This is a genomic window from Sulfurimonas sp. (assembly GCF_019429335.1).
Classification (GTDB): domain Bacteria; phylum Campylobacterota; class Campylobacteria; order Campylobacterales; family Sulfurimonadaceae; genus Sulfurimonas.
On the sequence record NZ_JAHYJB010000002.1, the window covers coordinates 82,417 to 105,607 of the forward strand.

Consider the following 23,191-nt stretch of genomic DNA (forward strand, 5'->3'; position numbering starts at 1 on the left):
CACTAGTGTCGCGGGCTTCCTGCCGAAGGAAACCTAGCGTTAGCGTAGGTAGCGGAATTACTTCCGATACCGTGATAAAATAAATGAAGGGAACCCTTCATTTTTACGAAATAAAATAAGGAAAAATGATGGCCACTAGACATCAAGCCAGAATGGCAGTTGTAAGCCTGTTGTACGCATTTGATTTGGGCAACGGAAACATTGCAGAGCATACGGATGAGATTTTAGAAGAGAAGAAGATTCGCAACAAGCAAAAAGATTTCGCACTTACGCTCTATGAGGGTGTTATGAAAAATATAGAGCCGGTTGACGTGGCAATAGTTAAACATCTGAAAGATTGGGATTTTGAGAGACTTGGAGCTATAGAAAGAGCAACGCTCAGACTTGCAACTTATGAGATACTTTACGGCGAACTAGACTCTGCGGTGGTTATAAATGAAGCGGTTGAGATAACAAAAGCATTTGGAACAGAACAATCTCCTAAGTTTATAAACGGTGTTCTTGACGCAATTTCAAAAGATAAATAACTGACCTTACGCACTTTTGCAAAAAAGTTCGTAAATACCTCTAATTTTCTCGAAAAGTACCCTTTTCGTAGCTTTAGGGGGTTGTAGGGACATTTGTCCCTGCCACTAAAACGGACGAGTTCGTTTTAGTGCGTAACATCAGTAAATAATTCTACCTCCTCAGAGGTAAGCTTCAGTGCCTAAGCGGCTAGCGTAGCAAATTTGGGCTTAGCTCAAATTGCGTTCAAAAATAGAGTCTAATAGTAAAAACGGCTCCCTCTTGGGAGTTTTTTACACTTAGTTTCCCTCCCATTTTATCCTCAATAATCGTTTTTGCCAGATAGAGCCCGATGCCCGTTCCCTTGTCTTTTTTTGTGCTAAAGTAGGGGTCCAAATATCTTCTCTTTTAGTTCATCTTCTATACCCAGAGCATTGTCGCAAACTTCAATAATGATGCTGCCGTTCTCTTCTCTTATGTTGATGTTGATTTTGCCATCTTGCACAGCTCTCTCCTCTATAGCGTCTTTGGCGTTGACGATGAGATTGAGCAGGACTTGAGAAAACTCATTTTTATTTGCAAAGAGAGCAGTTTTTTGCGAAGAGTTGATGGATAGTTTGATGTTTGAGTGTCTTATGGGTTCACCGATGATATTTAAAACACTTTGCAGTGCATCTTCTATAAAAAACTCGGTTTTACTTGCATCATTTTTATAAAAATCTCTAAAGTTATCGACGGTGTTTGACATAAACTCTATTTGAGAAAGTGCGCTTTGCATGGAGTCGTTAAACATCTTATCGCTCATTTTTTCTTTTGTTTTAAATGCTTTAAGGTTTTGAAGTATAAGAGAGACTCTTGTGAGCGGTTGCCTCCATTGATGGGCAATGTTTGCCACCATCTCTCCGAGTTCTGCAAGTTTGCTTTGGTTTTGAAGCAGTGTGTCGAGTCTTTGGGCTTGAAGTGCTACAAGATCAAATATATTTTTGAGTGCTTTTGTAAAGATAACGGTAAAGAGAAGTGCCATAATGACGGCAAAAAGAAGGATAACGCCTATCATTTTATTGTTATAGTTTTTTGTTTTTTGCAGCGTTGCTTCATTTTCAACTAATAGCATATCTACTTTGTGCACCCCTACAAAAAGCGGCTGCAAAAGATGTTTTTTCTCTTTTGCTTCATCTTTTATGTCAGCTTTTGTCCACTCAAGCTCTTTTTCATGGTGCTTGATAAAGTAGCCCTCTTCGTTTACCAAAGAGATATCATAAAGTGTGGAGCTTATTATATTTTGTAAAAAGGCATCCATAAAAACATTTATGATCAGAATTCCTTTAAATTTTTCTTTAATGTAGACAGGCGTAGCAAACCGAATCACTGATTTATGCGGAATTTCAACCTTTTCATGTTCTACATTGAGGTCGATATTTGAGATAAAAACCTCATTTTGCTCCATTTTGGAGATCTCTTGAAAATAGTCTCTCTGTGCCTTGTCTTGCAGACTTTGCGTTTTTTTGATTTTTTGCGACTCTCTGTCTCTCTCAAACCTCAAAAGCTCCAAACCATTTTTATCTATATAACGCATCTGCATGTAATCTTTGTTCGCTTCCATAAGCGTTAAAAAGAGCAGATCTACAAAATAGTTCTCTTTTGCTTTAAACGTAAAATCTAAAAACTGCTCATTTTGCGAAACGGCGAGTAGCGCATCTTTTTTCATCTTTATATGTGCATCAAACTTCTCTTTTTTCTCACCGCTTTGAAGCTTTGCCTCTTTTAAAAACTGCTGTGTTTGCTGCTCTTTTGAAAAATAGAGATGCACAACGGCGATAGAGAGGATTAGGATAAGCGTAAAGATGATGTAGGAGAAAAAAAGCTTGATACCAAATTTTAGTTTATTCATAGCTGCTTATCTTGTACCCTGCATTTCTTACATTGAGTATGAAGTTTTCTTGCAGTTTAGCGCGCAACTTTTTTATCTGCGTTCTTAGTGTGTTGTCCTGCACCTCTTTGTTGTCCCAAATGTAATCTTTTAAAATATCGGTGGTTATAATTTGGTTGATGTTTTTACTTAAAATATAAAGAAGTTTTTTTTCATGTCCGGTTAAATCAACTACTTCATCTTTGTAAAAAAGCCCCATAGTGCTAAGATTAAAATGATAATTCTCGCTGATTTTTACACTGTTTTTCGCCGTATCTTGATAAAGAATCTGACTGATTCTAAGCTCCAACTCTTCAAGCAAAAAAGGCTTTCTTACATAGTCGCTGCACCCTAAATCATACCCTCTTTTGACATGTTCTATATCACTTTGGGCAGTTATGTAGATTGCGGGAGTCATTATGTTTTCTTTGCGAATCTCTCTAAGCGTCTCAAAACCGTTTTTTTTAGGCGTGTTAATGTCGAGCAAAAATATGTCGTAGTTTTGCAAGAGAGCGTTATCTAAAAGCGCTTCCCCATCATGAAAATAGTCAACCTGATGGTCATTTAACTCAAAATAGTTTTGTATCTCTTTGCAGATAAATTCGTCGTCTTCTAAAAGCAGTATTTTCATCTTTACCTAATCTCTCAGCACTTTAGCGGCACTTTTGTCTATTATCATTATAATGTAATCTCAAATGCAGGAGTAATTTATGAAAATTATAACACTTATTTTCTTTTTATCTTTTTTTGTTCTCTTTAGGGAGTCGGCAACAGCTTCAAACAGCTTGGCTAAAGAGACATCGCCATACCTTTTACAGCATAAGGACAACCCAGTCGATTGGCAACCTTGGGGCGAAGAGGCATTTCTTAGGGCAAAAAAAGAGAACAAACTTATCTTTCTCTCTATCGGCTACTCTACATGTCACTGGTGTCATGTGATGGCGCATGAGAGTTTTGAAAATGAGCATTTCGCAAAACTGCTCAACAAATATTTTATAAGCATAAAAGTGGACAGAGAGGAGCTTCCGCATATAGACAGTTTTTATCAAAAGGTCTATGCAACTATGAACTCCAGAGGCGGCGGCTGGCCTTTGACGATTATGATGACGGCTGATAAAAAGCCCTTTTTTAGCGGAACTTATGTTCCTTTGTCCGCAGGTTACGGTTCTCGTGGTTTAGTGGATATTATAAACAGCGTTTCAACAATCTCTCATCAAAAATTAGCCCAGATGGGCGAAAAAGTGCTTTTGTCGGTTGAGCAGAGCCAAAAGTTTTCAAATCACAAAGCCCAGCTTATGTCAGGTCTTGCAAACAAAACTATCAGCGACTTTAAATCATATTACGACTTTAATAACAGCGGTTTTTCAAATCGACCGAAATTTCCCGAGGCTTCAAAAATCATACTGCTTCTGAAACTTTACGAGATAACAAAAAACAAAGAGAGTCTTGACATGTCGCTTAGCGCGTTGGACGCTATGGCAAAAGGCGGGATTTACGATCAGATAGAGGGCGGTTTTTACAGATATACGGTCGATGAGAAGTGGCAGATTCCCCATTTTGAGAAGATGCTCTACACAAACGGAGAACTTCTTGAAGCCTACTCTTTGGCATACAAACATACTAAAAACCCGCTCTATAAAAAAATCATAGATGAGACAATCGCCCAAATGGATAAAAGATTTCAAATCGGCGGCGTCTACATGAGCGCAAGCAATGCCGATAGCAAAAACCGCGAAGGAAAAAATGAGGAAGGATTTTACTTTGTCTATGAGCACGACGAAGCGTTTGAGTATCTCAAAAAAAGAGGTTTAAAAGAGTCGGTGATAAACGCTGCACTTGGGTATCTGGGAATAACGGAAGATGGAAACTTTGAGGGGCACTTGAGCAATCCGCATATCACGGCAGATGTCGCGCCAAAAGCTCTTCAAAGGGCAAAAGAGCTGCTTTTGGAGATGCGCAAAACAAGAGAGTATGCTTTTGTGGCCAATAAGATAAACACCGCTTGGAACGCACTCTACATCAAAGGGAAGTTTAAAGCCGCAATAGCGGATAAAAAGTACGTCATGCAAGCAAAAAAATCTCTTGATGCGCTGCTTGAAAAGATGTATGTAGATAGTGAACTTTATCATCAGAGTGTTCCAAATGTAAAACCTACGCAAAAGGCTCTGCTTGAGGATTATGCTTTTTTGACAAGCGCTCTTTTTGAGGTGTATCAGGCGACTTTGGAGCAGAGATATTTTGAGCTCTACAAAGAGATTGCTGAAAAAAGTATAACACTCTTTTATAGAGAGGGCAGATGGTTGGAGTCAAACGACGGCTTTGTAACATACGCAGACATAAGCGAAAGAGCCTACGCAAGTGCGTTGGCACAGCAAAGTATCAACCTTTTAAATTACGCCACCGTTTTGGCTGATATGAAAAAGTTTGCGATGGCAAAAGAGATAGTAGATAATTTTGCAAAATCGATAAACGCAAACCCCTCAAGTTATCCGACCGCCACGCTAGCATCTCTTATGTTTGAATATGAGCCCATCTTTATAAAATCAACAAAGAGTAATTTGGATAGTTTTGATGCAAACGACATAAAGTACCCCTTTGTTTACAGGTATGTTTATGATGCAGATGAGTATCTGGCATGCAAGATAAACAGCTGTTTTAGTTACGGTGCAGAGTTTGAAAAAGTGAAAAAAGATATTGAGTCTCTCTTAAAGAGGTAAAAGCACTTTGTAGGCACTTTAGACATGTACTATTGCTTAACTATAATAGTTAAAGGAATAATTATGCTAGATTTAGCTTTTAAAAACAAACATCTTATTGTTGTTTTGTCACTGCTTATCGCAGTTATTAGCGTTATTGTCACAGCGCGGCTTCCCGTGGATATTTTACCAAGCTACAATACCCCCGCGGTTCAGGTCTTAACGCTTTATCCTGGAATGCCTGCTGAAGTAATGGAAAAAGACATAACAAGTCGTCTTGAGCGCTGGACCGGCCAGTCAAACGGGATTGTAAAACAAGAAAGCAAAAGTATGATTGGGGTTAGCATTGTTAAAGATTTCTTTAGCGAAAACACAGACCCAAATACAGCCCTTTCGCAGGTTACTTCATTGGCAATGTCGGACTTGTACTATCTTCCGCCCGGAACCGTTCCTCCGATGGTTATGCCTTATGATCCGACGGCTTCAACTCCTCTGGCGCTGCTAGCGGTTAGCAGTGAGAGCATGAGCGAGAAAGAGCTTTATGATGTTGCCTATTTTCAATTGCGAAATTTGCTAGGTTCTGTTGATGGAATTATCGCTCCTGCCGTGTATGGAGGAAAACTTCGCCGAATTTTTATGTATGTCTATCCCCAAAAATTACAGGCATACAATCTCTCTCAAAGCGATGTTTTAAACGCCTTGCAAAAAAACAATGTCATGATACCCACGGGCGATGTAAATATTGGAAATATCAACTATAGTGTTAATGCCAATGGAATGCTGCCCAAGGTGGATGATTTTAACGACATGGTTATCAAAATAGGCTCAAACGGCGCACCTATATTTCTCAAAGATATCGGTTACGCCAAAGATTCCAGCGCTATTCAAACCAATGTTGTTCATATCAACGGCAATCGGCAAGTTTACATTCCTATTTACAAGCGTACGGGTGCGAACACTATTGCATCCGTAAATGCGGTTAAAGACAAGCTCTCCGATCTTAAAGAGCGTCTGCCTGCATCCATAAATCTTGATGTCATCCTTGATCAGTCAAGCTATGTACGCAATTCGATTGACGGACTTATCAAAGAGGGCATTATTGGGCTAATGTTAGTCTCAGCGGCGCTGCTTCTTTTTTTAGGAAATATACGCTCTACCTTTATTGTTGCACTTAGTATTCCGCTCTCGGTAATGTTTGCCTTTATCGGACTCTATTTTACGGGCGACACTATCAATTCTATCACGCTGGGCGGTATCGCTTTGGTTATCGGATTGCTGGTGGATGACAGTATTGTTGTACTGGAAAATATCGACAAACATCTAAAATTGGGCAAAACATCGGCTCAAGCGGCGTATGACGGAGCCAAAGAGGTTGCTCTTCCTGTACTGGTGACAACTTTGACTATTATCATTGTTTTCTTCCCGATTCTCTTTTTGACCGGTATCTCCAAGTTCTTATTCGCTCCCTTGGCAATCACTGTTTCACTAGTGATGATCGGTTCTCGATTTTTTTCAATGACGCTTGTTCCCATCATGGCGGCTGCTTTTTTTAAAGGTTTCGACGAAAAGAAGAAGCCAAAAGGTTTTCTGGGTGCTTTTGAAAAAGGGTTTGAAGCCCTCACTCATGGCTATGTCCAAACCATGGACGGTGTACTTAAAATGCGATGGCTGATTTTAGGCATGGTTTTAGCACTGTTTCTCCTTTCTTTATTTGGATTTCAAAAAATCGGACGAGAGTTATTTCCGCAAATGGATGTAGGTCAAATCTCTATGGATGTACGTATGGAAAGCGGAACAAGGCTTGAGAGTACGGAGAAGACTATAACAAGCATTGAGAATTTTATTAAAAAAGAGATAGGCGATGATGTAAATCTGATTGTCTCAAACATGGGAGTCCTCAATGACTGGCCCGCAGCATACACCTCTAACTCAGGAACGCAAGACAGTACTATATCAGTACAACTCAAAGAGCATCATGCGACCAAAACCGTGGAGTACGTGAAGCGTCTGCGTGTAAAACTTAAAGAGGAGTTCCCCGGAGTCGGATTTATTTTTAACACAGGCGGGATTATAACGAGTGCACTTAACTTTGGACTTCCATCGCCGATTGATATACAAATAATAGGCAATGATTTGCATAAGGCTCATGAGATTGCAGTAAGAGTGCGTGAAATTGTTCAAAACATACGAGGCACTGAGGATGTTCGTATCCATCAGCGTTATGACCATCCGGAAATTAAAGTCGACATTGACAGAACAAAAGCGGCAATGTTGGGAATAAATGCAGACGAGGTTGTTAAAAATACAGTTTCAGCTCTCAACTCCTCGGTCAATTTTAAGCCATCGTTTTGGATAGATGAAAAAAACGGTAATCACTATTATGTCGGAGTTACTTACCCTGAAATAGAGTTAGATGACCCAAAATCTGTTGAGAACATTACCATGATGGGAACAAACGGAAAAATAACACAGCTTAAAAATATTGCAACGACATCTCTTACATCGGCTCCTATTGAGATTAATCATCTCGATTTGCAACGCGTTACAGATGTGTATGCTAATGTTGAGGGAAGAGACATCGGCTCAGTTGCAACCGAAGTAGAGCAGGAGCTCCAAGAGTTGCGCAAAGAGATTCCTGATGGGTATAAAGTAGAGATAAAAGGGGAGATACAAAGCATGAAGGAGAGCTTTAGTAACCTGGGTTTAGGTTTGGTGCTTGCTGTTTTTCTTGTCTATCTGGTTATTGTTCCGCTGCTGCGCTCATTTACTCTACCGCTAATTATTATCGCAGTTATCCCTTTGGGACTTATCGGTGTTGTTGCAATGCTCTTGGCAACAGATACTTATCTTAATATACAATCTATGATGGGGATCATTATGATGGTGGGAATTACCGTTGCCTATAGCAATCTGCTCGTTGATAAAATGAACAATCTTTACAATGAAGGCAAAAATCTGCACGAAGCAATTAAAGAGGGGGTTGCGAACCGCTTCCGCCCTATTATTATGACGGCAACGGTTGCCATCTTGGCTATGGTGCCCATGGCGCTTGGGTACGAAACGGGCGGAGAAGCCAATGTTCCGTTGGCTCGCGCCATCATAGGCGGAGTTGCAGCTGCAACGGTTTTATCGCTGTTTATTGTGCCTATATTGTTCTTTTTATTTCATAAAAAATCTAATTCTCAAGGAAATTAACATGAGTTCACTTATAACATTTTTAACCATTACTATTCTATTTTTCAGTGGATGTACAAACGATGCTGCTCAAAAAGAGGTCGTGAAGACAGAAGAAAAAAGAGTGCCTACGGTTCTTGTCGCCAATCCTCAAAAACATGAGTTTGATGCCTCTATATCAATTGCAGGGAGTGCAAAACCAAATCAGCAGGTTAAAATATTTGCCATGAGTGACGGGTATCTCAAACAGACAACCGTTGATATCGGAGATTTTGTCCGTGGGGGAGATGTTGTTGCCGTATTGGACAACCCGGAACTGCTTAGCCAAAGAGCAAAGCTACAGGCGGAGTTTAACGGTAAAAAAGCACTCTATGAGAGACTTAGAAATGTTTATGAAAAAACGCCGCAACTTACCAGTATTTTTGATGTAGAAAATGCCAAGGCTGAGTTTGAAAGCCTTAAAGCAGAGCTGAGCGCCGTAGCGGTACAGATTGCTTATCTGAGCGTAAAAGCCCCTTTTTCGGGAGTGATAACTCAGCGTTTTGTCGACAAAGGGGCTATCATTCAAAATGCACTGAACAACGCAAACAGTGCCGCATTGTTTGAGATTCAAGATATTGATCCGATTCGTTTAAATGTCGATGTTCCCGAGAGCGACGCACCGCTCATATATAAAGGGATGATTGCAAATATTGTTTTTCCCGAATTGCCAAATCAAGATTTCAGCGCGAAGGTCTCCCGTACCTCTTTTGGCTTGGATGAGGCTACCAAAACCATGAAGGTGCAAATCGATATTTCAAACAAAGAGTTTACGATACGTCCGGGAATGTACGCCAAAGTCAACATCTCAATCAACGGGCATAAAGATACACTCTCTGTCTTAAACGAAGCACTCGGCAATATAAAGGGGGAGTCCTTTGTTTACGTGGTTGAGAACCAAAAGGTTAGAAAAGTAGTCGTCAAAACAGGAATCCGAGACAACAAGTTTACAGAAATTCTAAACGGCGACATAGATGCTGAGGATGCGGTTGTCGTTCAGGGAAAAGAGTTCTGCTCTGATGGCGCATCGGTTGATGCCAAATCTTTGACAAACAAAAAGGAGCGACCGCTATGAAAACCATGAGATATGTTCTTGTTAGTGCTCTTTTTAGTGCGCTGCTTTATGCTGCCGAGACGGTCTCTGTTGACTTGCAGAGCGTTTTGCAATTGGGCGGTGCAAATAATCTCACCATCAAAGAGTTCCAATCAAAGCAGGAAGAGGCATTGAGGGATTTGGAAAAAACCAAAGAGTGGTGGCTGCCAAATATTTATGCAGGGGTAAAAACCCAGCAGTTATGGGGAGCCGCAATGAACGGCAACGGCAATTTTTATACCGATGTCGACAGCGACAATCTCTGGGGCGGAGTAGGGGTAAGGATGCGGCTTGACTTTGCCGAGGGCATCTATAAAACCAAGGCGGCACAATTAAGTGCAAAGGCGTACTCTTATGAGAGCGATGCCGAAAAAAACAGGGTACTTCTTTCATGTGTAAATGCTTACTATGATATGGCGTTTGAGCAGTTGAAATACGGCGCATACAAAAATTTGGCAGAGCAATCCGATCTGCTTATGCAGCAGATAGGGCTTCAGGTGGAGGCGGGTCTGCGCTATCAGTCAGAGCTACTGTTGGCTAAAGGTAATCATGCACATCTGAAACTGGAGATGATGAACGCGCAATCCGACTATGGGCGTAAATCGGCAGAGTTGGTACGCCTTCTCAACCTTCAAAGCAGCGTCAAGCTCTCTAGTGCCGAAAACTTTCTGCTTCCTTTGGATTTTCAAGCAGGATCCGGTGGAGACGATGATAGGGCGGAAACCAAAGCCATAGACACCTCGATTCTCTCATTACAAGAACAAAAAAAGAGTATTACCAAGGGTCTTTGGATGCCTGAGTTAAGCATTGATACCTATGCATCCTATTTTGGAGGTTTGAGCGGTGATGTGACACCTGTAGTACCAAACCAAGGCTCAAAACAGCTCTACCCGACACAGGCTTTGAATGTCTCTTTGTTATGGAATATACCGCTGGGAGAGCTTCTTTATCGTTCAAACGAGGAGAGATACAATGCGAAAATCCAGACAGAGCGGGTAAAACTGCAACAAATGAAAGCACAGATCAACGAAGAGGTTACCAATGCTACCCAAGATATAGAGTTGGGAAAAGAGAAAATAATTCTCTCGAAAGAGGCATTAAATATGACAGAAGAGGCATTGAGCCAAAGTATAGAACGCCAGAAACTTGGAACAGCAAAGCCATTTGAAGTGTTTCAGGTACAGCAGTTTTATTTGCAAGCACAGCTTAATCACTTAAGGGCGATCAGTGATTACAACAAAGCTCAGTTTGCTTTAAAAGTAGCAAAAGGCGAGACGCTTTAGCTTCCCTAAAGTATTCCAAATGTAAAACCTGTGCAAAAAGCTTTGCTTGAAGATTACTCTTTTTTGATAAGCACTCTTTTTGAAGCATATCAAGCTGTTTTAGCTACGATGCAGAGTTTGAAAAAGTGAAAAAAGATATTGAGTCTCTTCAATAACCGCTGATTTAATTGAGTTTTCAAATTTTTTTGCTATTATCACACACAAGTATAAATGAGGATTGTGCTATGAAAAATGAGATAGAAAAGTTTGATAAATATCTTAAAAAAATGAGTAAAAATAGGCTCAATGCCTTAGGCGAAGTTGGTTTTATACTTCTTGGTCTTATAAAAAAACAAGCTGACACAAATATGCAACCGCTTATCAACAGGATAACGGCAGAACAAGAGTTTGAATCTATTGAAAAAGCTAATATGTTCTTAAAGACATACTTTGATTTTCACAATAAATTTATCAATTATACTTCTGCTATGTTTATGATAGAAGATGAAGAGAAGTTTGCTATGCGAATAGAAAACCTTGTGACTTATCTTTTAAAAAGTATGCCGATTCAAGAGCAAAAAAAGTTTATTGTCGACTTTGTAGACATGGTTTATGATGAAGTTTTTGAAGAGTTTGCGTTTAGTATTGCAGAAAATGAAGACCCTGCCCAAAGTATGGCAAAAGCTACAAAAATTTTTGGAAGTGAAGGGTTGGCTTTTCTGTTTTACTCATTAATCGGCATTACTCATGAATTGGAAGAAGATAAAAGCATCACAACTCAAAAACAGATGACAGAACTAGCAACTCCCATATTTGTATTTTTGTTAGCTCTTAATGAGCAAAGAAAAAATCAATTTTTAGAGCAAAATCAAACAAAAGAGAATCAATCTACTAAGAACTCTTTTTACAATGTAGGTAGAAATGACCCATGCCCCTGTGGGAGTGGGAGAAAATATAAAAAATGCTGTCTCAATAAAAATGAGCGAAAGTCAGATGCCATAACCGTTACCGAAAAACCCTTAAATGCCCGAGAATCTCTTAGTGAAAAAGAGATGGGAGAGTTTTACAATACTTGGACAAAGTTTTTTGAATTTGCATCGAAAATTTACTCCCAAATGTATGATTTGAAATATCAAAAATCATATATTAAAGATGAGTATGGAAGATTTACTCTTGATGAAGATGTGATTGATTCAAATTTAGCAAGTAATGCGAGGGGCTTTATTGCTATTAATTTTCAAAAACTAAGCGACGAATTTCAATCAACAAGAGCATCGAAAAAAGATAAAGAGATTATAGAGCAGATGAGCCTTTCTTATAAGTTTTCAAAGTTTTACATCTCCTCAATTTTTGGAGACGGAAGTGCGGTGCTTTTTGATACACAAAGCGAGATAAGCTATTTTGTACACTCTTTGTATGATCCTCTTGGTATAATGATTGAACCGTATCAGCTTTTTGAAACTACACTTCTGTTTTATAAAGGCAGAATTATAGCAGATGGGATTTACGCACTCTACAATATGCAGATAGGTGACAATATGAAACAAATGCTTCAAAAAAGTTATGAAGAAAGTTCCCAGAACATACAGCTTGTTCTATCAAAAAATGAGATTAAACATAAAATTTATCAGCTCAAAATCAACATAAAAGGCTCAAAGCCAAATATCTGGAGAAAAGTACAAGTACCGGCAAGTTTAAGCTTTTACGGACTTCATACTGTTATTCAAACTCTTTTTGGTTGGTATGAGTCACATTTGTGGGAGTTTGTTACGGAAAATGGAAACTATTTGGATGAAGAAGAGGTTTCTTCACAAGCATTGTTTTCAGATAAAAAAGAGTTTCCGGCACAAAAATTTAGTATAGAACATGTTCTCAAAAATGAAAAAGAGAAGATGCTTTATGTGTATGATTTTGGAGATGATTGGGTGCATAATATAGTTTTGGAAAAAATTATTATAAGCGATGAAGAGCTATTGCATCCAAAATTTATCAGCGGAAAAAGGGCTGCACCTTTTGAGGATTGTGGCGGGATATATGCTTATAATGAGATAGTGCAAGCTATTGAAAACCCGACAGATGAGGGCAGAGATATGTTAGAAGAGTATGGCATAGAACCTTTTGATACTGATTATTTTGATTCAAAAAGATTAGCGAAACTTCTTGATGGAAACGGGTGAGTTGTAATTTTTGTGCTTGGTTTTGTTCTTTATCGCTTTGTTTTTAAAAAAAGGGTAAAATCCAATCATTAAAAAGAGAAACGGTTGGAAATGAAAAGATTGACAAAAGAAGAGGCGCTTCATCTCATACGAAATGCAGACTTAAAAGAGCTCGGGCGTATGGCGACGGCTCGCAAAAAAGAGCTGCACCCAGACAATATCACCACTTTTGTGGTGGATAGAAATATCAACTATACTAACATCTGCTGGGTGGACTGCAAGTTTTGTGCATTTTACAGACATGAAAAAGATGCGGATGCTTACGTTTTGACGTTTGATGAGATAGACGCAAAGATTGATGAGCTGCTTGAAATCGGCGGTACGCAGATACTTTTTCAAGGCGGTGTGCATCCAAAACTCAAAATAGAGTGGTATGAGGATTTGGTTGGGCATATCCATACCAAATACCCCACAATTACCATTCACGGCTTTAGTTCAATCGAAATAGATTTTATAGCTAAAGTCTCGCGCATTAGCGTGGAAGAGGTTTTAGAGAGGCTGCATGCAAAAGGATTGGCTTCTATCCCGGGGGCAGGGGCTGAGATACTCTCCGACAAAGTTCGTGACATCATCGCTCCAAAAAAAATTGACAGCGAAGTCTGGGTTGATATTCATAGAAAGGCTCATAAACTCGGCATTATGTCGACGGCTACTATGATGTATGGAACTATTGAGAGCGACGAAGATATCGTAGAACATTTTGATATGATAAGAAAACTTCAGGACGAAACACACGGTTTTAGAGCATTTATCATGTGGAGTTTTCAAGGGCAAAATACGGAGTTGTTGAGGCTTATTCCAGACATGGAGAAACCTTCGTCAAACCGTTACCTAAGACTTCTTGCAGTTGCGAGACTCTATCTTGATAATGTGCCAAATATCCAAAGTTCATGGGTAACACAGGGTCCATATATCGGGCAGATGGCTCTTAGATTTGGAGCAAACGATTTAGGTTCTACTATGATGGAAGAAAATGTCGTAAGCTCTGCGGGTGCAGCCTACAAAATGGCAAAGAGCGAGATGGTACACCTCATAAAAGATATAGGAGAGATACCTGCGGTGCGAAATACGGCGTATGAGATTTTAGAGAAATTTGCATAGATGAAGAAAATAGTTTTAATATTACTCGCTTTAGGAAATATAATAATGGCAGCAACAATAGAAGAGATAAAAGTTAAAGATACAAATATAACTGTAATTATCGAACAGGACAAAAGATTGCCCTTGGTAACAATGCAGTTTGTATTTAGAAACAGCGGAACTATAACAGACACTACAAAAGCTGGCTTGGCAAAATTCAGTGCAAAAGTGATGAATGAGGGGACTAAGAAACTCGGCTCAAGCGCATTTGCCGAGGAGCTTGAGAGCAAGGCTATTCATATATCCGCTTCAACAGGAAAAGAGACCTTTGTTATAGAGATGGGATGTTTAAAAGAGGAGCTTGACGAGGGGCTTAAATATTTTAACATGTTATTAAAAGAGCCAAATCTTACCGAAGATGCAATAGAGAAGGTCAGAACTACTACTCTAGGCTCGCTTGCACGCAAAGAGAACGACTTTGACTATATCGCTTCAAATGAGTTAAAAGCGCTTCTTTTTGATGGCAGCGTACTGGCAAATCCAGCTTCGGGAACGGTGCAGAGCGTAAAAAGCATCACTTTAGAGGATGTGAAGAAGTTTATAAAAGAGAATATCGTAACGGCAAAACTCATAGTAGTAGTCGGCGGAGATATTGAAGCCGAGGATGTAAAGGCTAAAGTCGCAAAAATTATAAAAGCAATGCCTCTTGGCCAAAACGGCGAGATAAAAAACTATCCTGTTTCAAAAGAGCCAAAAGAGAAGATAGTTATAAAAGAGACCGAACAGGCATATATATATTTCGGCTCACCTTACGACATAAGTGTTGATTCAAAAGATTACTATAAAGCAAAAGTAGCTACTTTTATCCTAGGAAGCAGCGGTTTTGGTTCAAGACTTATGGAGGAGATTAGGGTTAAGAAAGGTCTTGCATATTCGGCGTATGCAAAGGTTGATGTAACTAAATCAAGCTCATATATGAACGGTTATCTGCAAACAAAGCTTGACTCTTTGGAAGAGGCTAAAAAAACAGTCAAAGAGGTTGTGGCTGAGTTTGTAAAAAAGGGAGTAACAAAAGATGAGCTTGAGCAGACTAAAAAGTTTATGCTCGGAAGCGAGCCTCTAAGAGTTGAGACGATGAGCCAGAGACTAAACAGAACTTTTATGGAGTACTATAACGGCCATGAGTTGGGGCATTCACTTAAGGAGCTAGAACTGGTCAAAGAGTTAAAATTAGGTGATTTAAACGAGTTTATAAAAGCGCATACAGAGATTTTAGATATGAGTTTTGCGATAGTTACCAAGTAAATATTGCAAAACGCAATATTTTTAACATGTAGTTCATGAAAATAGGTAGTATTTGATACTAAGGATTTAAGATGAACATAACAAAAGAGCAAGAAGAGAAGTTTAAAAAGCTGGACATCGGCAGCTGTTGCGAGTTTGCTCTTCTTATCCCCTCCTCTTATGAAGATTTAAGAATCTCCGACGAACTTCAAACTCACGCCATGCAGCTCATCGACGCTACGGTTGAGTCGGTTTACAGAGCTCCAAATTCTCTTCAGATAACTTTCTTTGCCCACAATTTCGGTCATCTCATCACGGGTGTACTGTTTCGCCCAAAACCCTACATGATGCATCAGTTTAAAGTAGGCGAGAGAGATTATTACTACGGGATGGTTGAATGTAAAGGCGGTTTATGCAGTATAAGCATGCCAAAAAAAGTGACAAATATCGGTGCGATTACTCCAAAGTACAAATCAGTCTTGAGAAGTGATATTATGCTTCGGCTTATGCAAAGTTGTTTGACAAAAGAGAATTTAATCTCTGAGGGAATCAAAGAAGAGATTGCAAGAGAGCTTTTACATGTTCATTTTCCTGCGCAAAAAGTGCCTAATTTAAGAGATTTGGAACCAAAAACGATTAAGGCTCTTAAATATACGGAACTCTTTAGCTATATGAAACAGCTCTCAAACAAGAGAAGATATTTTAAGGCGTTAACTTCTACATGTAATGATTATGAGAAGTGGGCGGAGAGTTTGCCTTTTAGATTAACGAATGAGCAGATAAAGAGCATAGAGGAGATAAAAGCAGATTTTAGCAAAGAGGTCTCTGCAAGACGGATGATAGTCGGAGATGTAGGAAGCGGAAAAACTATGGTAATTCTGGCGTCGGCTTTCATGATGCTTCCAAATCGTTCTGTTCTTATGGCTCCGACAACGATACTTGCGAATCAACTTTATGAAGAAGCAAAAAAGTTTCTTCCCATGATGAAGATAGCACTTGTAACAAACAGAACAAAAGCTATAAATCTTGACGCATATGACTTTATCATCGGTACGCATGCGCTGCTTTATCGAGAACTCCCATGTGCCTTTCTTGTCATGGTTGATGAGCAGCACCGTTTTGGAACGGCGCAGAGAAATTTGCTTGAGAAGTTGGTAAGCTCAGGAGAGCTTAGACCCCATTTCTTGCAGTTTTCTGCAACACCAATCCCTAGAACTCAGGCGATGATAGAGACCGCGCACATAGATGTCTCACTTATTACAACTACACCGTTTAAAAAAGATATAACAAGCAGAGTAATTCATAAAAGTGATTTTAAAGATTTATTGACGCATATAAAAAACGAAATAGCCTCAGACAATCAGATTTTGCTCGTATATCCGCTGGTTGAGCAGAGCGAACTTTTAGGCTATCAAAGTATTGACGAGGCGAGAGGATTTTGGGAGAATAATTTTAACAATGTTTATGTTACCCATGGAAAGGATAAGGAGAAAGAGGAAGTTTTGCAGGAGTTTGACAAAAAAGGTGCGATTCTCATCGCCACTACCGTTGTGGAGGTGGGTATATCACTCTCAAAATTAAGCACGGTTGTAATAGTCGGAGCCGAGAGGCTAGGGCTCTCCACGCTTCATCAGCTTCGCGGCAGAGTTAGCCGCAGAGGCTTAAAGGGCTACTGTTTCTTATATACAAACCAAAGTTCGTCCGAGCGATTAGATAGATTTACACAAACAGCAAGCGGTTTTGATATTGCAAATCTTGATTTGAAGTTTAGAAAAGGCGGTGATTTACTAAAAGGACACAATCAAAGCGGAAGCCAGTTTAGATGGATTGATTTGGCAGAAGATGAGGAGATAGTAAAATGTGTGAAAATGGATTTAAGCAAAAGGAGTTGACCTCCTTTTACATGCAGATTAATATAGACCAAATCTTCCGTCATTTCTTTTGTATAGAACACGAGTTTTGCCCTCATTGTCTATAAAGATTTCAAAGAGTTTTTTGTTCTCTTTGATGTCGTTTAGAACATCTTCAACTTCGCGAGGTTTGTAAAGAGGAAGCTCAACTGGGACAATCTCGTCCTCCATAGCTTCGCCTGCTTCATGCAGGTCCACATTTGCACTAGCTTCACTTTTAGCTTCGTTTATGCCCTCTTTATAGTGGTTGCTCTCTTTGTCATGCATACGGCGCATAGCTTTTTGAGCTCTAGCAGTCGCCAAATCTATAGCAGCATAGAGGTCTTGGTCATTTTGTTTGATAACTATAGAATTTTTGTGAGCAAGGTTTATAACATACTCTATTACAGACTGCTCTTTCCCCTTTTTTGTTTGAGTTGATACGATAACATTGACGGAGATAATATCCATGTTGTACTTGCTAAGTGTTTCGATAGATGAATTCATATAAGTCTTGATGGGTTCTGTAAGCTCTAAATGTCTTCCTGTTAATGATATATTCATGTTAAATCCTTTAGTCTCTAAATATGAATTATTATATCATTAAATGGTTTACAATATTTTACAATTTAGAGTTTTTGGATGCTTCTTCTAAAGTAACGGATAGGTTCTGTGCTAAGATTTTGGTCTGCTCTTACACTTACTGTCATATCCATTAACACAGAACCGTTTTGTTCCGGTGTCGCAACTTCAAAGTATGTTAGAGCCAAAGAGCATGGAGAAGGGTTTGTATAAATGTATTTTAAACTTACATTTACGTCATAAAAGCCATCAATTGTGTATGGAGCAATAGTTGTACAAGGTCCGCCTTGTGCTATATCCAAAAGTGCCAACTCAGCAGCACTTTTTGCATGCAGTGCTACTTGTTCATACAGATACAAGTCTATGGTTCTTTTACTTGTTTGAGCTGTTAGAGCAAGAGAGAGAGCCATAATTGTAGAGATGATTAAAACCACTATTATCGCGGTAATCATCGCAAACCCTTTTTTTTGGCGAGGATACGCTTTTAGAATATAGTTTTTTCTTTGCATAACGAATAATCCTCCATTAAATCAGAATTTACACACACTTGAATTTTTACTATTGAACCGACAGCTTTAAACTGGAACGTACTTACGTCATTCATAAGCACTACTTTTTTTGTGTTGGCATCACTATATTTTCCACCATTCCATGGCTGATAGTCATAGTAGAGCATAAGCGTGCCTGTGCTTGTCGATGCATTGTAGTCAGTTATACCGACGGCGTACGCGGTCCATGCAAGCTGGTAGTACTCATATATATTTGCGCCGCTAAAATCAGTTGCCGTACTAGATTCAAATTGAGTAGGTTCACCAGCAACGCTCTTTATTGGGTGCATAACGCTTGTGTTATGGTCGCTCAAAGTGCCACCGCCTATGGTCCAGCCGTATCCGTTTTGAATATCGCTGTCAGAGCCTACGAAGTAGAGAGCTGCATCATTAATGCCGCTACCACCGTTTGAGAGTACTCCTATTAGTGTATTTAGCGCTCCTGTGTCCGTTCCCGGAGAGGTTAATACAGCAGAAGAGGATGACTTGATGTCTATTATCCCGCTCCAGTGCGGTAAATAAACAGCTCCAGTGGGAGTATTGCCCCTAAAGCCGTCTACATCAGCTCCGACCCACTCCAAAATAGGGGCAGTTGCCGCCGTATAGCCTGGAAGTCCGCTAAATGTTCCATCAAGCTCTCTTGCTATGACAGAGTCTTTTATGCGGTACTGCAGTCTTGAAGCTATAGATTCTACAGCCGCCGCGCTGTTTGCCTGCAGAGCGTTGTTTACACTTGAGAATATAAAGTTTTTATATGCTTGAGAAAGAAGTTCGACACCGTATTTGCTCAGAATTCCGATAACTACTATAACAAAGATGAGCTCTAAGAGTGTAAAGGCAGATTTACGCATCAAAATCTCCTCTTATAAAAATCTATCTCGCCGATGTTGGTGCTATAAACACTTAGCGCAGTAATATTATTGTCGTCAGAGTCAGTAACCGTAACAGTAATTTTTTTAATATTATTGTCAGTCGCCCCTGTTTCATCAACATTTGAAATCGAAACAATACTGTAGTAATTGTTTTTATACCCTGTGGCATTTTTTGTAGCATCCGTAAAGATAAGTTCGCTTCCATGAGTAGCATCGTTTAAAGTTGGAAAAACTCCGCCTGAGGTGTTTGCAGGAATGTTTATTGCACTGCTATCCAAACATCTTCTATGGTATGGCTGATTAACATGTCCCAGTCTTAGTCTGTAGTCGGGGTCAGAACTATTGTTTTCACATACACCGCCGATGTCTATTACTCTCTCTAAGTGACTGAGATTATAGTCATTCATAGAGTATGCATCCCAATAGTAAGATGTCGCTCCCATTAACTCTGCAGAAGCCGCAAAGATAGCCTCCTGAACTATGTTCTCCTCGATGCCCTTTGAGGTAATCTGGGCCATCATAGGCAGAGTTATTACGGCAATGGAGATAACGACAATTGCAAATATGAGCTCTATCATGGTAAAAGCAAATCTACCAAGAGCAGTTTTTCTATTTACCACATTATTCTCCTATTGGTTGTCGTTCCGTCTGGAGTTTTTGTAGTCGTGTCCGTATCATGCTCCCCTGTCCAATCACCTGCGTTATCAAACTCAACTTGGAACTCATTTCTAGTAGCAAAAGGGTCGCTTTCGTTGTAGATGAGCCATGGAGATGCTTCATTTTGCATAGTCGTTTTGTATGGGTAGCCTTTTGAACCGTTATATCTTAAAGTTGTTGTTTGTCGTATCGGGTTGGTATTTGTCACTGATGCTGTTTCTGTTACATGGGGTGTAGCAACCTTTTCACTAACAGCACCCACTATTCCATCATTTGGAAGCACATGCGCTTCATTTATATACCACCTTACGTCATCTGTTCTCATAAGATTTGGGCTAAATCCGTTAAGTAGAGTTTTGTCGCAGCCAGTTCCAAAACAGTAAGACTCAAAGTAGATGTTTGCATTTTTAACACAAGGAGAAGTAGTACAACTATATCTCTGTCTTGAAGCATGTGTGCGACCGTAAGCAAATGTAGCATTACTGTCAAGGGAATTATTGCCGGTAACGCTATCATTATCTTCAGCATCTATAGCTGTAACTACAACCATAAACGGGTTTACAACTTTTGTTAAATTTCTGTCAAAATTTATTTTGTAGTTGAAGTTCGCCGTTCCGTTTGTGTCGTTGCTGTCAAAATGTGTACTTAAAAATGGTATAACATATGGTGGTAGAGTTGTGTTTAAGTCTATCGAGCCATTAGTATCACCGTCATTATCATAATGGTACCAAAGTAACTCTGTTAGTGAATTTGTAGGATTGATAACGATAGGCGCTAAAGCAAGTGTTATATTCCCATCCTTTGCATAACACTCCTGAGTATAGTTTGAGGTAATGTTGTTATCTGCTTTTTGCGCTGAAACATTTAAGTCTAGCGATGCCGAAATATCACGGCTTAGAGTTGTGTTGTGCTCTTCAAAATTTGAGAGGTATGTAAAACCGTTCGAACCGTTTGTTAGACCTCCTACTACCTCAAAATGGTCAGGGATTACTTTTATCTGTTGTGTATAAGGAGTTATCAGTCTATCTGCAGGATCTAGTGTGTCATCTGTATCTACAAGCGCAAATTCGTAACCCACTCTCTCTGCTATTGTCACATTAAAGTCGCCTACATTGTGAAGTGTGTAATCATCTGTGACTGCTCCATTTGTAAAATTAACAGATGGAGAGAAGTTGATGGAAGATTCTTGACATGTTTTAGAGCTATCGCTGATATTGACATCGACAAAGAAAGAGTCATCCTCTACTTCATTATAGTTATTGGTCGGAGCACCTACGGAATTATCAGCTCTAAATGTAATAGTTTTAGGGTTACCCGCCGTAAAAATTTCATTAGGGGCTATTGTGGCATTGAAATCGTTTGGTCTGATGGCGAAGTCATCACTACTACATGCAGTTCCCGCATAAAAAGTACACATAAAACAACCTAATGGACTATTAAACAATCCAGTTCCTGCCCCGTTGTTCTGTGATAAGCAAGGCTTACCGTATGTGTCGTTGATTGCACATCTCTCATAGGCAGTTTGACCGTATGCATCAACATACTGTACTGCACTATTTACACACTGACCAAGACCTTCTAAGTTTCCGGTAGTAGAACTCACTTCAACGCAGTTTTGAGCATCTTCGTTTAATTTGCTTGTATCAACAATTATCATCTCTATTTTGGCATTTTTTGAAGCATTTGCAGGGATGATGACATCTTTTGTTTGAGAATAATCAGATGCTCCTGAGTCTTTAATGGTAAAAATAGCTTGCAGATTGGTAGCGGGATCAATGATTTGTTGCAGTAAAGATGAATTTGCAGACGGACATCCTCCTGTAGCATCTAAATCATTAAGCACCGGAATTGCAAACCATAGTTTTTTATCTACATCCCCACTTGAATTGTTATCATAATCTGCATTTACGCCAAAATCATTTAAGTAAACTGCCGTAAGCGGCGTAGTTTCAGATGCAATTTTGGTTTTAATAAACTTTAAACCTAAAGAACTGGTATCTGTACTTGCATTGTAAGCATTGCTTAAGGCAGCAGTATTAATGTTCGTATCAATAAAGTCACCATTGCCTAAGCCCTCTTCAATGTAACCTCCGCCTCCACCGCAAGAGCTAATCTTTTGAGCATAGTTCAAGCCATCTTTTGTATAAGAACCATAGAGAATGATATCGTCGAAATCACCGGAGGAAGACCATGTGTCTGAATCTGTTACAGTTTGATTTGAGTCTCCTGCAAAAGAGGGCCAAATATACTCATAGCCGCTATTATGATCGGGAAATCCGCTGATAGATCTGATAGATGGACCGTTGCAAGAGTCGCCGCCGGAACATGTTCCACTATTTGCATTTGAGTCATATATTTTAAAAACACTTACATTGCTTAGAGCATCACCATCTCTATTTACAATAGTCACTTGTGCATCACAATCATGCGGTGTTTTGTTCGTTGCTGAGTAAAAAGCTCCTGCAAGTATACATTTTCCAGTGTTAATATTGTCTCCTGTTGAGCCGGCATAACAAAGTCCGTACTCACTATAAACAGAACCTATCGCCTCGCCATCGCTTATGGAGGCACCGTAAGCATTGTCTAAGAGAAGTTTAAACTTACCGCTTGCACCTGCTTTGATGGTGACAGTAATATCTGCACTTATTTGCCCGGCAGGAACCATAAGCGTATTGTCAACAGCTATGTAGTCGACTCCAGCAACAGCAGTGTCGTTAAGAGTTTTGTAGTGTATGTAAGAGTCTGTTTCTATCTCTGAACTTAATGTTCCACTGAGAGTAACATTGAAAGTCATGATGGCGTCTTGTGTAGGTGACTGCATGGAAGCATCAGCAACACTTACTGTTGGAACGGTAACATCATTGCCGCTACAAGGGTTTAGTATAACACGATAAAACTCTCCATTTTTGTAATATTCTGCAAATAGTTTAGTGGATGAGAAAAACTCACTCATCCAGTTGGTAAAAAAGAACTCACTTGTCCAAGTTTCTTGCACTTCTCCGTTAGACATTTGATGAAGATAGTAGTTATACCCTTTATCAAACATTGAAAAATTTGGCATTCCCGTTCCAAAATTCATACTAATAAGTGAATTTCTTTCAGCGTCATCATCACCAACGGTAGCAGAAAAAGTGTTGCCATCTATGCCTATTGTCTCCATAAAACTAAAAGAAAAACCAGAAATTGCATAAATAATCTTTACATTTTCTAAGACAGTTCCATTGTCTGTATGTTTTATTGGAATAATATTTTTCGTGAAAAAGAAGCCACTGTTATAAGGATTTTCATAACATAGGTCATCTGCATGAAGAGAAAACGTAAAAAACAAAACAATTAAAAAAGAGCGAAATAGATTCATTGGGTCCTCCAAGTAAAAGCAAAAGCTT

The 23,191-nt window shown here is 39.4% G+C and carries 17 protein-coding genes; 9 read left to right on the plus strand and 8 right to left on the minus strand.

Annotated features, from left to right (window positions below; all coding sequences use genetic code 11):
- Positions 1-128 precede the first annotated feature (128 nt).
- Positions 129-527, plus strand: coding sequence for a transcription antitermination factor NusB (gene nusB / locus K0A91_RS01645; RefSeq protein ID WP_295007498.1), 399 nt, complete (start codon positions 129-131; stop codon positions 525-527).
- Between the two features lie 223 nt (positions 528-750).
- Here the strand turns inward: nusB and K0A91_RS10990 are convergent, their stop codons facing one another.
- Genes K0A91_RS10990 through K0A91_RS01655 form a run of 3 tightly spaced genes read right to left on the minus strand, consistent with a single transcriptional unit; the run spans position 751 to position 3,044 of the window.
- A complete protein-coding gene (locus K0A91_RS10990) occupies positions 751-900 on the minus strand; it encodes an ATP-binding protein (protein WP_366511614.1) in 150 nt (49 codons plus the stop codon).
- The gene (locus K0A91_RS01650) at positions 884-2,395 is read right to left on the minus strand and encodes a HAMP domain-containing sensor histidine kinase (protein ID WP_295007500.1); all 1,512 of its coding nucleotides are present in this window, start codon (positions 2,393-2,395) and stop codon (positions 884-886) included. The genes K0A91_RS10990 and K0A91_RS01650 overlap by 17 nt, the downstream gene beginning before the upstream one ends.
- Complete coding sequence (locus tag K0A91_RS01655; RefSeq protein WP_295007502.1) at positions 2,388-3,044, minus strand: response regulator transcription factor; 657 nt, start codon at positions 3,042-3,044, stop codon at positions 2,388-2,390. The genes K0A91_RS01650 and K0A91_RS01655 overlap by 8 nt, the downstream gene beginning before the upstream one ends.
- A 79-nt stretch (positions 3,045-3,123) precedes the next feature.
- Here K0A91_RS01655 and K0A91_RS01660 point away from each other — a divergent pair, with 79 nt between their 5' ends.
- The 8 genes from K0A91_RS01660 to recG all read left to right on the plus strand — a co-directional run bounded on the left by K0A91_RS01660 (position 3,124) and on the right by recG (position 17,149).
- A complete protein-coding gene (locus tag K0A91_RS01660) occupies positions 3,124-5,130 on the plus strand; it encodes a thioredoxin domain-containing protein (RefSeq protein WP_295007504.1) in 2,007 nt (668 codons plus the stop codon).
- Between the two features lie 63 nt (positions 5,131-5,193).
- Positions 5,194-8,304: an efflux RND transporter permease subunit gene (locus tag K0A91_RS01665; protein ID WP_295007507.1), complete on the plus strand. Its 3,111-nt coding sequence runs from the start codon at positions 5,194-5,196 to the stop codon at positions 8,302-8,304.
- A gap of 1 nt (position 8,305) precedes the next feature.
- Positions 8,306-9,397, plus strand: a complete 1,092-nt coding sequence (locus K0A91_RS01670) for an efflux RND transporter periplasmic adaptor subunit (RefSeq protein WP_295007509.1) — start codon at positions 8,306-8,308, stop codon at positions 9,395-9,397.
- Positions 9,394-10,698: a TolC family protein gene (locus tag K0A91_RS01675; protein ID WP_295007511.1), complete on the plus strand. Its 1,305-nt coding sequence runs from the start codon at positions 9,394-9,396 to the stop codon at positions 10,696-10,698. The genes K0A91_RS01670 and K0A91_RS01675 overlap by 4 nt, the downstream gene beginning before the upstream one ends.
- A 224-nt stretch (positions 10,699-10,922) precedes the next feature.
- On the plus strand, positions 10,923-12,854 hold the full coding sequence (locus K0A91_RS01680) for an SEC-C metal-binding domain-containing protein (protein ID WP_295007513.1): 1,932 nt from the start codon (positions 10,923-10,925) through the stop codon (positions 12,852-12,854).
- 90 nt (positions 12,855-12,944) lie between these two features.
- Positions 12,945-13,994 carry a dehypoxanthine futalosine cyclase gene (locus K0A91_RS01685; RefSeq protein ID WP_295007515.1) on the plus strand — a complete coding sequence of 350 codons (1,050 nt, stop codon included), beginning with the start codon at positions 12,945-12,947 and terminating at the stop codon, positions 13,992-13,994.
- 45 nt (positions 13,995-14,039) lie between these two features.
- A complete protein-coding gene (locus tag K0A91_RS01690) occupies positions 14,040-15,278 on the plus strand; it encodes a pitrilysin family protein (RefSeq protein ID WP_295007516.1) in 1,239 nt (412 codons plus the stop codon).
- Between the two features lie 71 nt (positions 15,279-15,349).
- Complete coding sequence (gene recG / locus K0A91_RS01695) at positions 15,350-17,149, plus strand: ATP-dependent DNA helicase RecG (RefSeq protein ID WP_295007518.1); 1,800 nt, start codon at positions 15,350-15,352, stop codon at positions 17,147-17,149.
- Positions 17,150-17,167: 18 nt separating this feature from the next.
- Here the strand turns inward: recG and raiA are convergent, their stop codons facing one another.
- The 5 genes from raiA to K0A91_RS01720 all read right to left on the minus strand — a co-directional run bounded on the left by raiA (position 17,168) and on the right by K0A91_RS01720 (position 23,163).
- Complete coding sequence (gene raiA, locus K0A91_RS01700) at positions 17,168-17,710, minus strand: ribosome-associated translation inhibitor RaiA (RefSeq protein WP_295007520.1); 543 nt, start codon at positions 17,708-17,710, stop codon at positions 17,168-17,170.
- Between the two features lie 65 nt (positions 17,711-17,775).
- Positions 17,776-18,237 (minus strand): hypothetical protein, encoded by a 462-nt coding sequence (locus K0A91_RS01705; protein WP_295007522.1) that lies wholly within the window; start codon positions 18,235-18,237, stop codon positions 17,776-17,778.
- Complete coding sequence (locus tag K0A91_RS01710; protein ID WP_295007524.1) at positions 18,213-19,127, minus strand: type II secretion system protein; 915 nt, start codon at positions 19,125-19,127, stop codon at positions 18,213-18,215. The genes K0A91_RS01705 and K0A91_RS01710 overlap by 25 nt, the downstream gene beginning before the upstream one ends.
- A complete protein-coding gene (locus K0A91_RS01715; protein ID WP_295007526.1) occupies positions 19,127-19,768 on the minus strand; it encodes a type II secretion system protein in 642 nt (213 codons plus the stop codon). The genes K0A91_RS01710 and K0A91_RS01715 overlap by 1 nt, the downstream gene beginning before the upstream one ends.
- Entirely contained in the window at positions 19,762-23,163 is a 3,402-nt protein-coding gene (locus tag K0A91_RS01720; protein WP_295007528.1) for a hypothetical protein, read from the minus strand. Before K0A91_RS01720 ends, K0A91_RS01715 begins: the two co-directional genes overlap by 7 nt.
- Positions 23,164-23,191: the final 28 nt, after the last annotated feature.

Excerpts from the sequence above, each read along its gene's own strand:
- nusB (WP_295007498.1), top strand. The coding sequence starts at position 129 with ATGGCCACTAGACATCAAGCCAGAATGGCAGTTGTAAGCCTGTTGTAC.
- K0A91_RS01650 (WP_295007500.1), bottom strand. The coding sequence starts at position 2,395 with ATGAATAAACTAAAATTTGGTATCAAGCTTTTTTTCTCCTACATCATC.
- K0A91_RS01655 (WP_295007502.1), bottom strand. The coding sequence starts at position 3,044 with ATGAAAATACTGCTTTTAGAAGACGACGAATTTATCTGCAAAGAGATA.
- K0A91_RS01660 (WP_295007504.1), top strand. The coding sequence starts at position 3,124 with ATGAAAATTATAACACTTATTTTCTTTTTATCTTTTTTTGTTCTCTTT.
- K0A91_RS01665 (WP_295007507.1), top strand. The coding sequence starts at position 5,194 with ATGCTAGATTTAGCTTTTAAAAACAAACATCTTATTGTTGTTTTGTCA.
- K0A91_RS01670 (WP_295007509.1), top strand. The coding sequence starts at position 8,306 with ATGAGTTCACTTATAACATTTTTAACCATTACTATTCTATTTTTCAGT.
- K0A91_RS01675 (WP_295007511.1), top strand. The coding sequence starts at position 9,394 with ATGAAAACCATGAGATATGTTCTTGTTAGTGCTCTTTTTAGTGCGCTG.
- K0A91_RS01680 (WP_295007513.1), top strand. The coding sequence starts at position 10,923 with ATGAAAAATGAGATAGAAAAGTTTGATAAATATCTTAAAAAAATGAGT.
- K0A91_RS01685 (WP_295007515.1), top strand. The coding sequence starts at position 12,945 with ATGAAAAGATTGACAAAAGAAGAGGCGCTTCATCTCATACGAAATGCA.
- K0A91_RS01690 (WP_295007516.1), top strand. The coding sequence starts at position 14,040 with ATGGCAGCAACAATAGAAGAGATAAAAGTTAAAGATACAAATATAACT.
- recG (WP_295007518.1), top strand. The coding sequence starts at position 15,350 with ATGAACATAACAAAAGAGCAAGAAGAGAAGTTTAAAAAGCTGGACATC.
- raiA (WP_295007520.1), bottom strand. The coding sequence starts at position 17,710 with ATGAATATATCATTAACAGGAAGACATTTAGAGCTTACAGAACCCATC.
- K0A91_RS01705 (WP_295007522.1), bottom strand. The coding sequence starts at position 18,237 with ATGCAAAGAAAAAACTATATTCTAAAAGCGTATCCTCGCCAAAAAAAA.
- K0A91_RS01710 (WP_295007524.1), bottom strand. The coding sequence starts at position 19,127 with ATGCGTAAATCTGCCTTTACACTCTTAGAGCTCATCTTTGTTATAGTA.
- K0A91_RS01720 (WP_295007528.1), bottom strand. The coding sequence starts at position 23,163 with ATGAATCTATTTCGCTCTTTTTTAATTGTTTTGTTTTTTACGTTTTCT.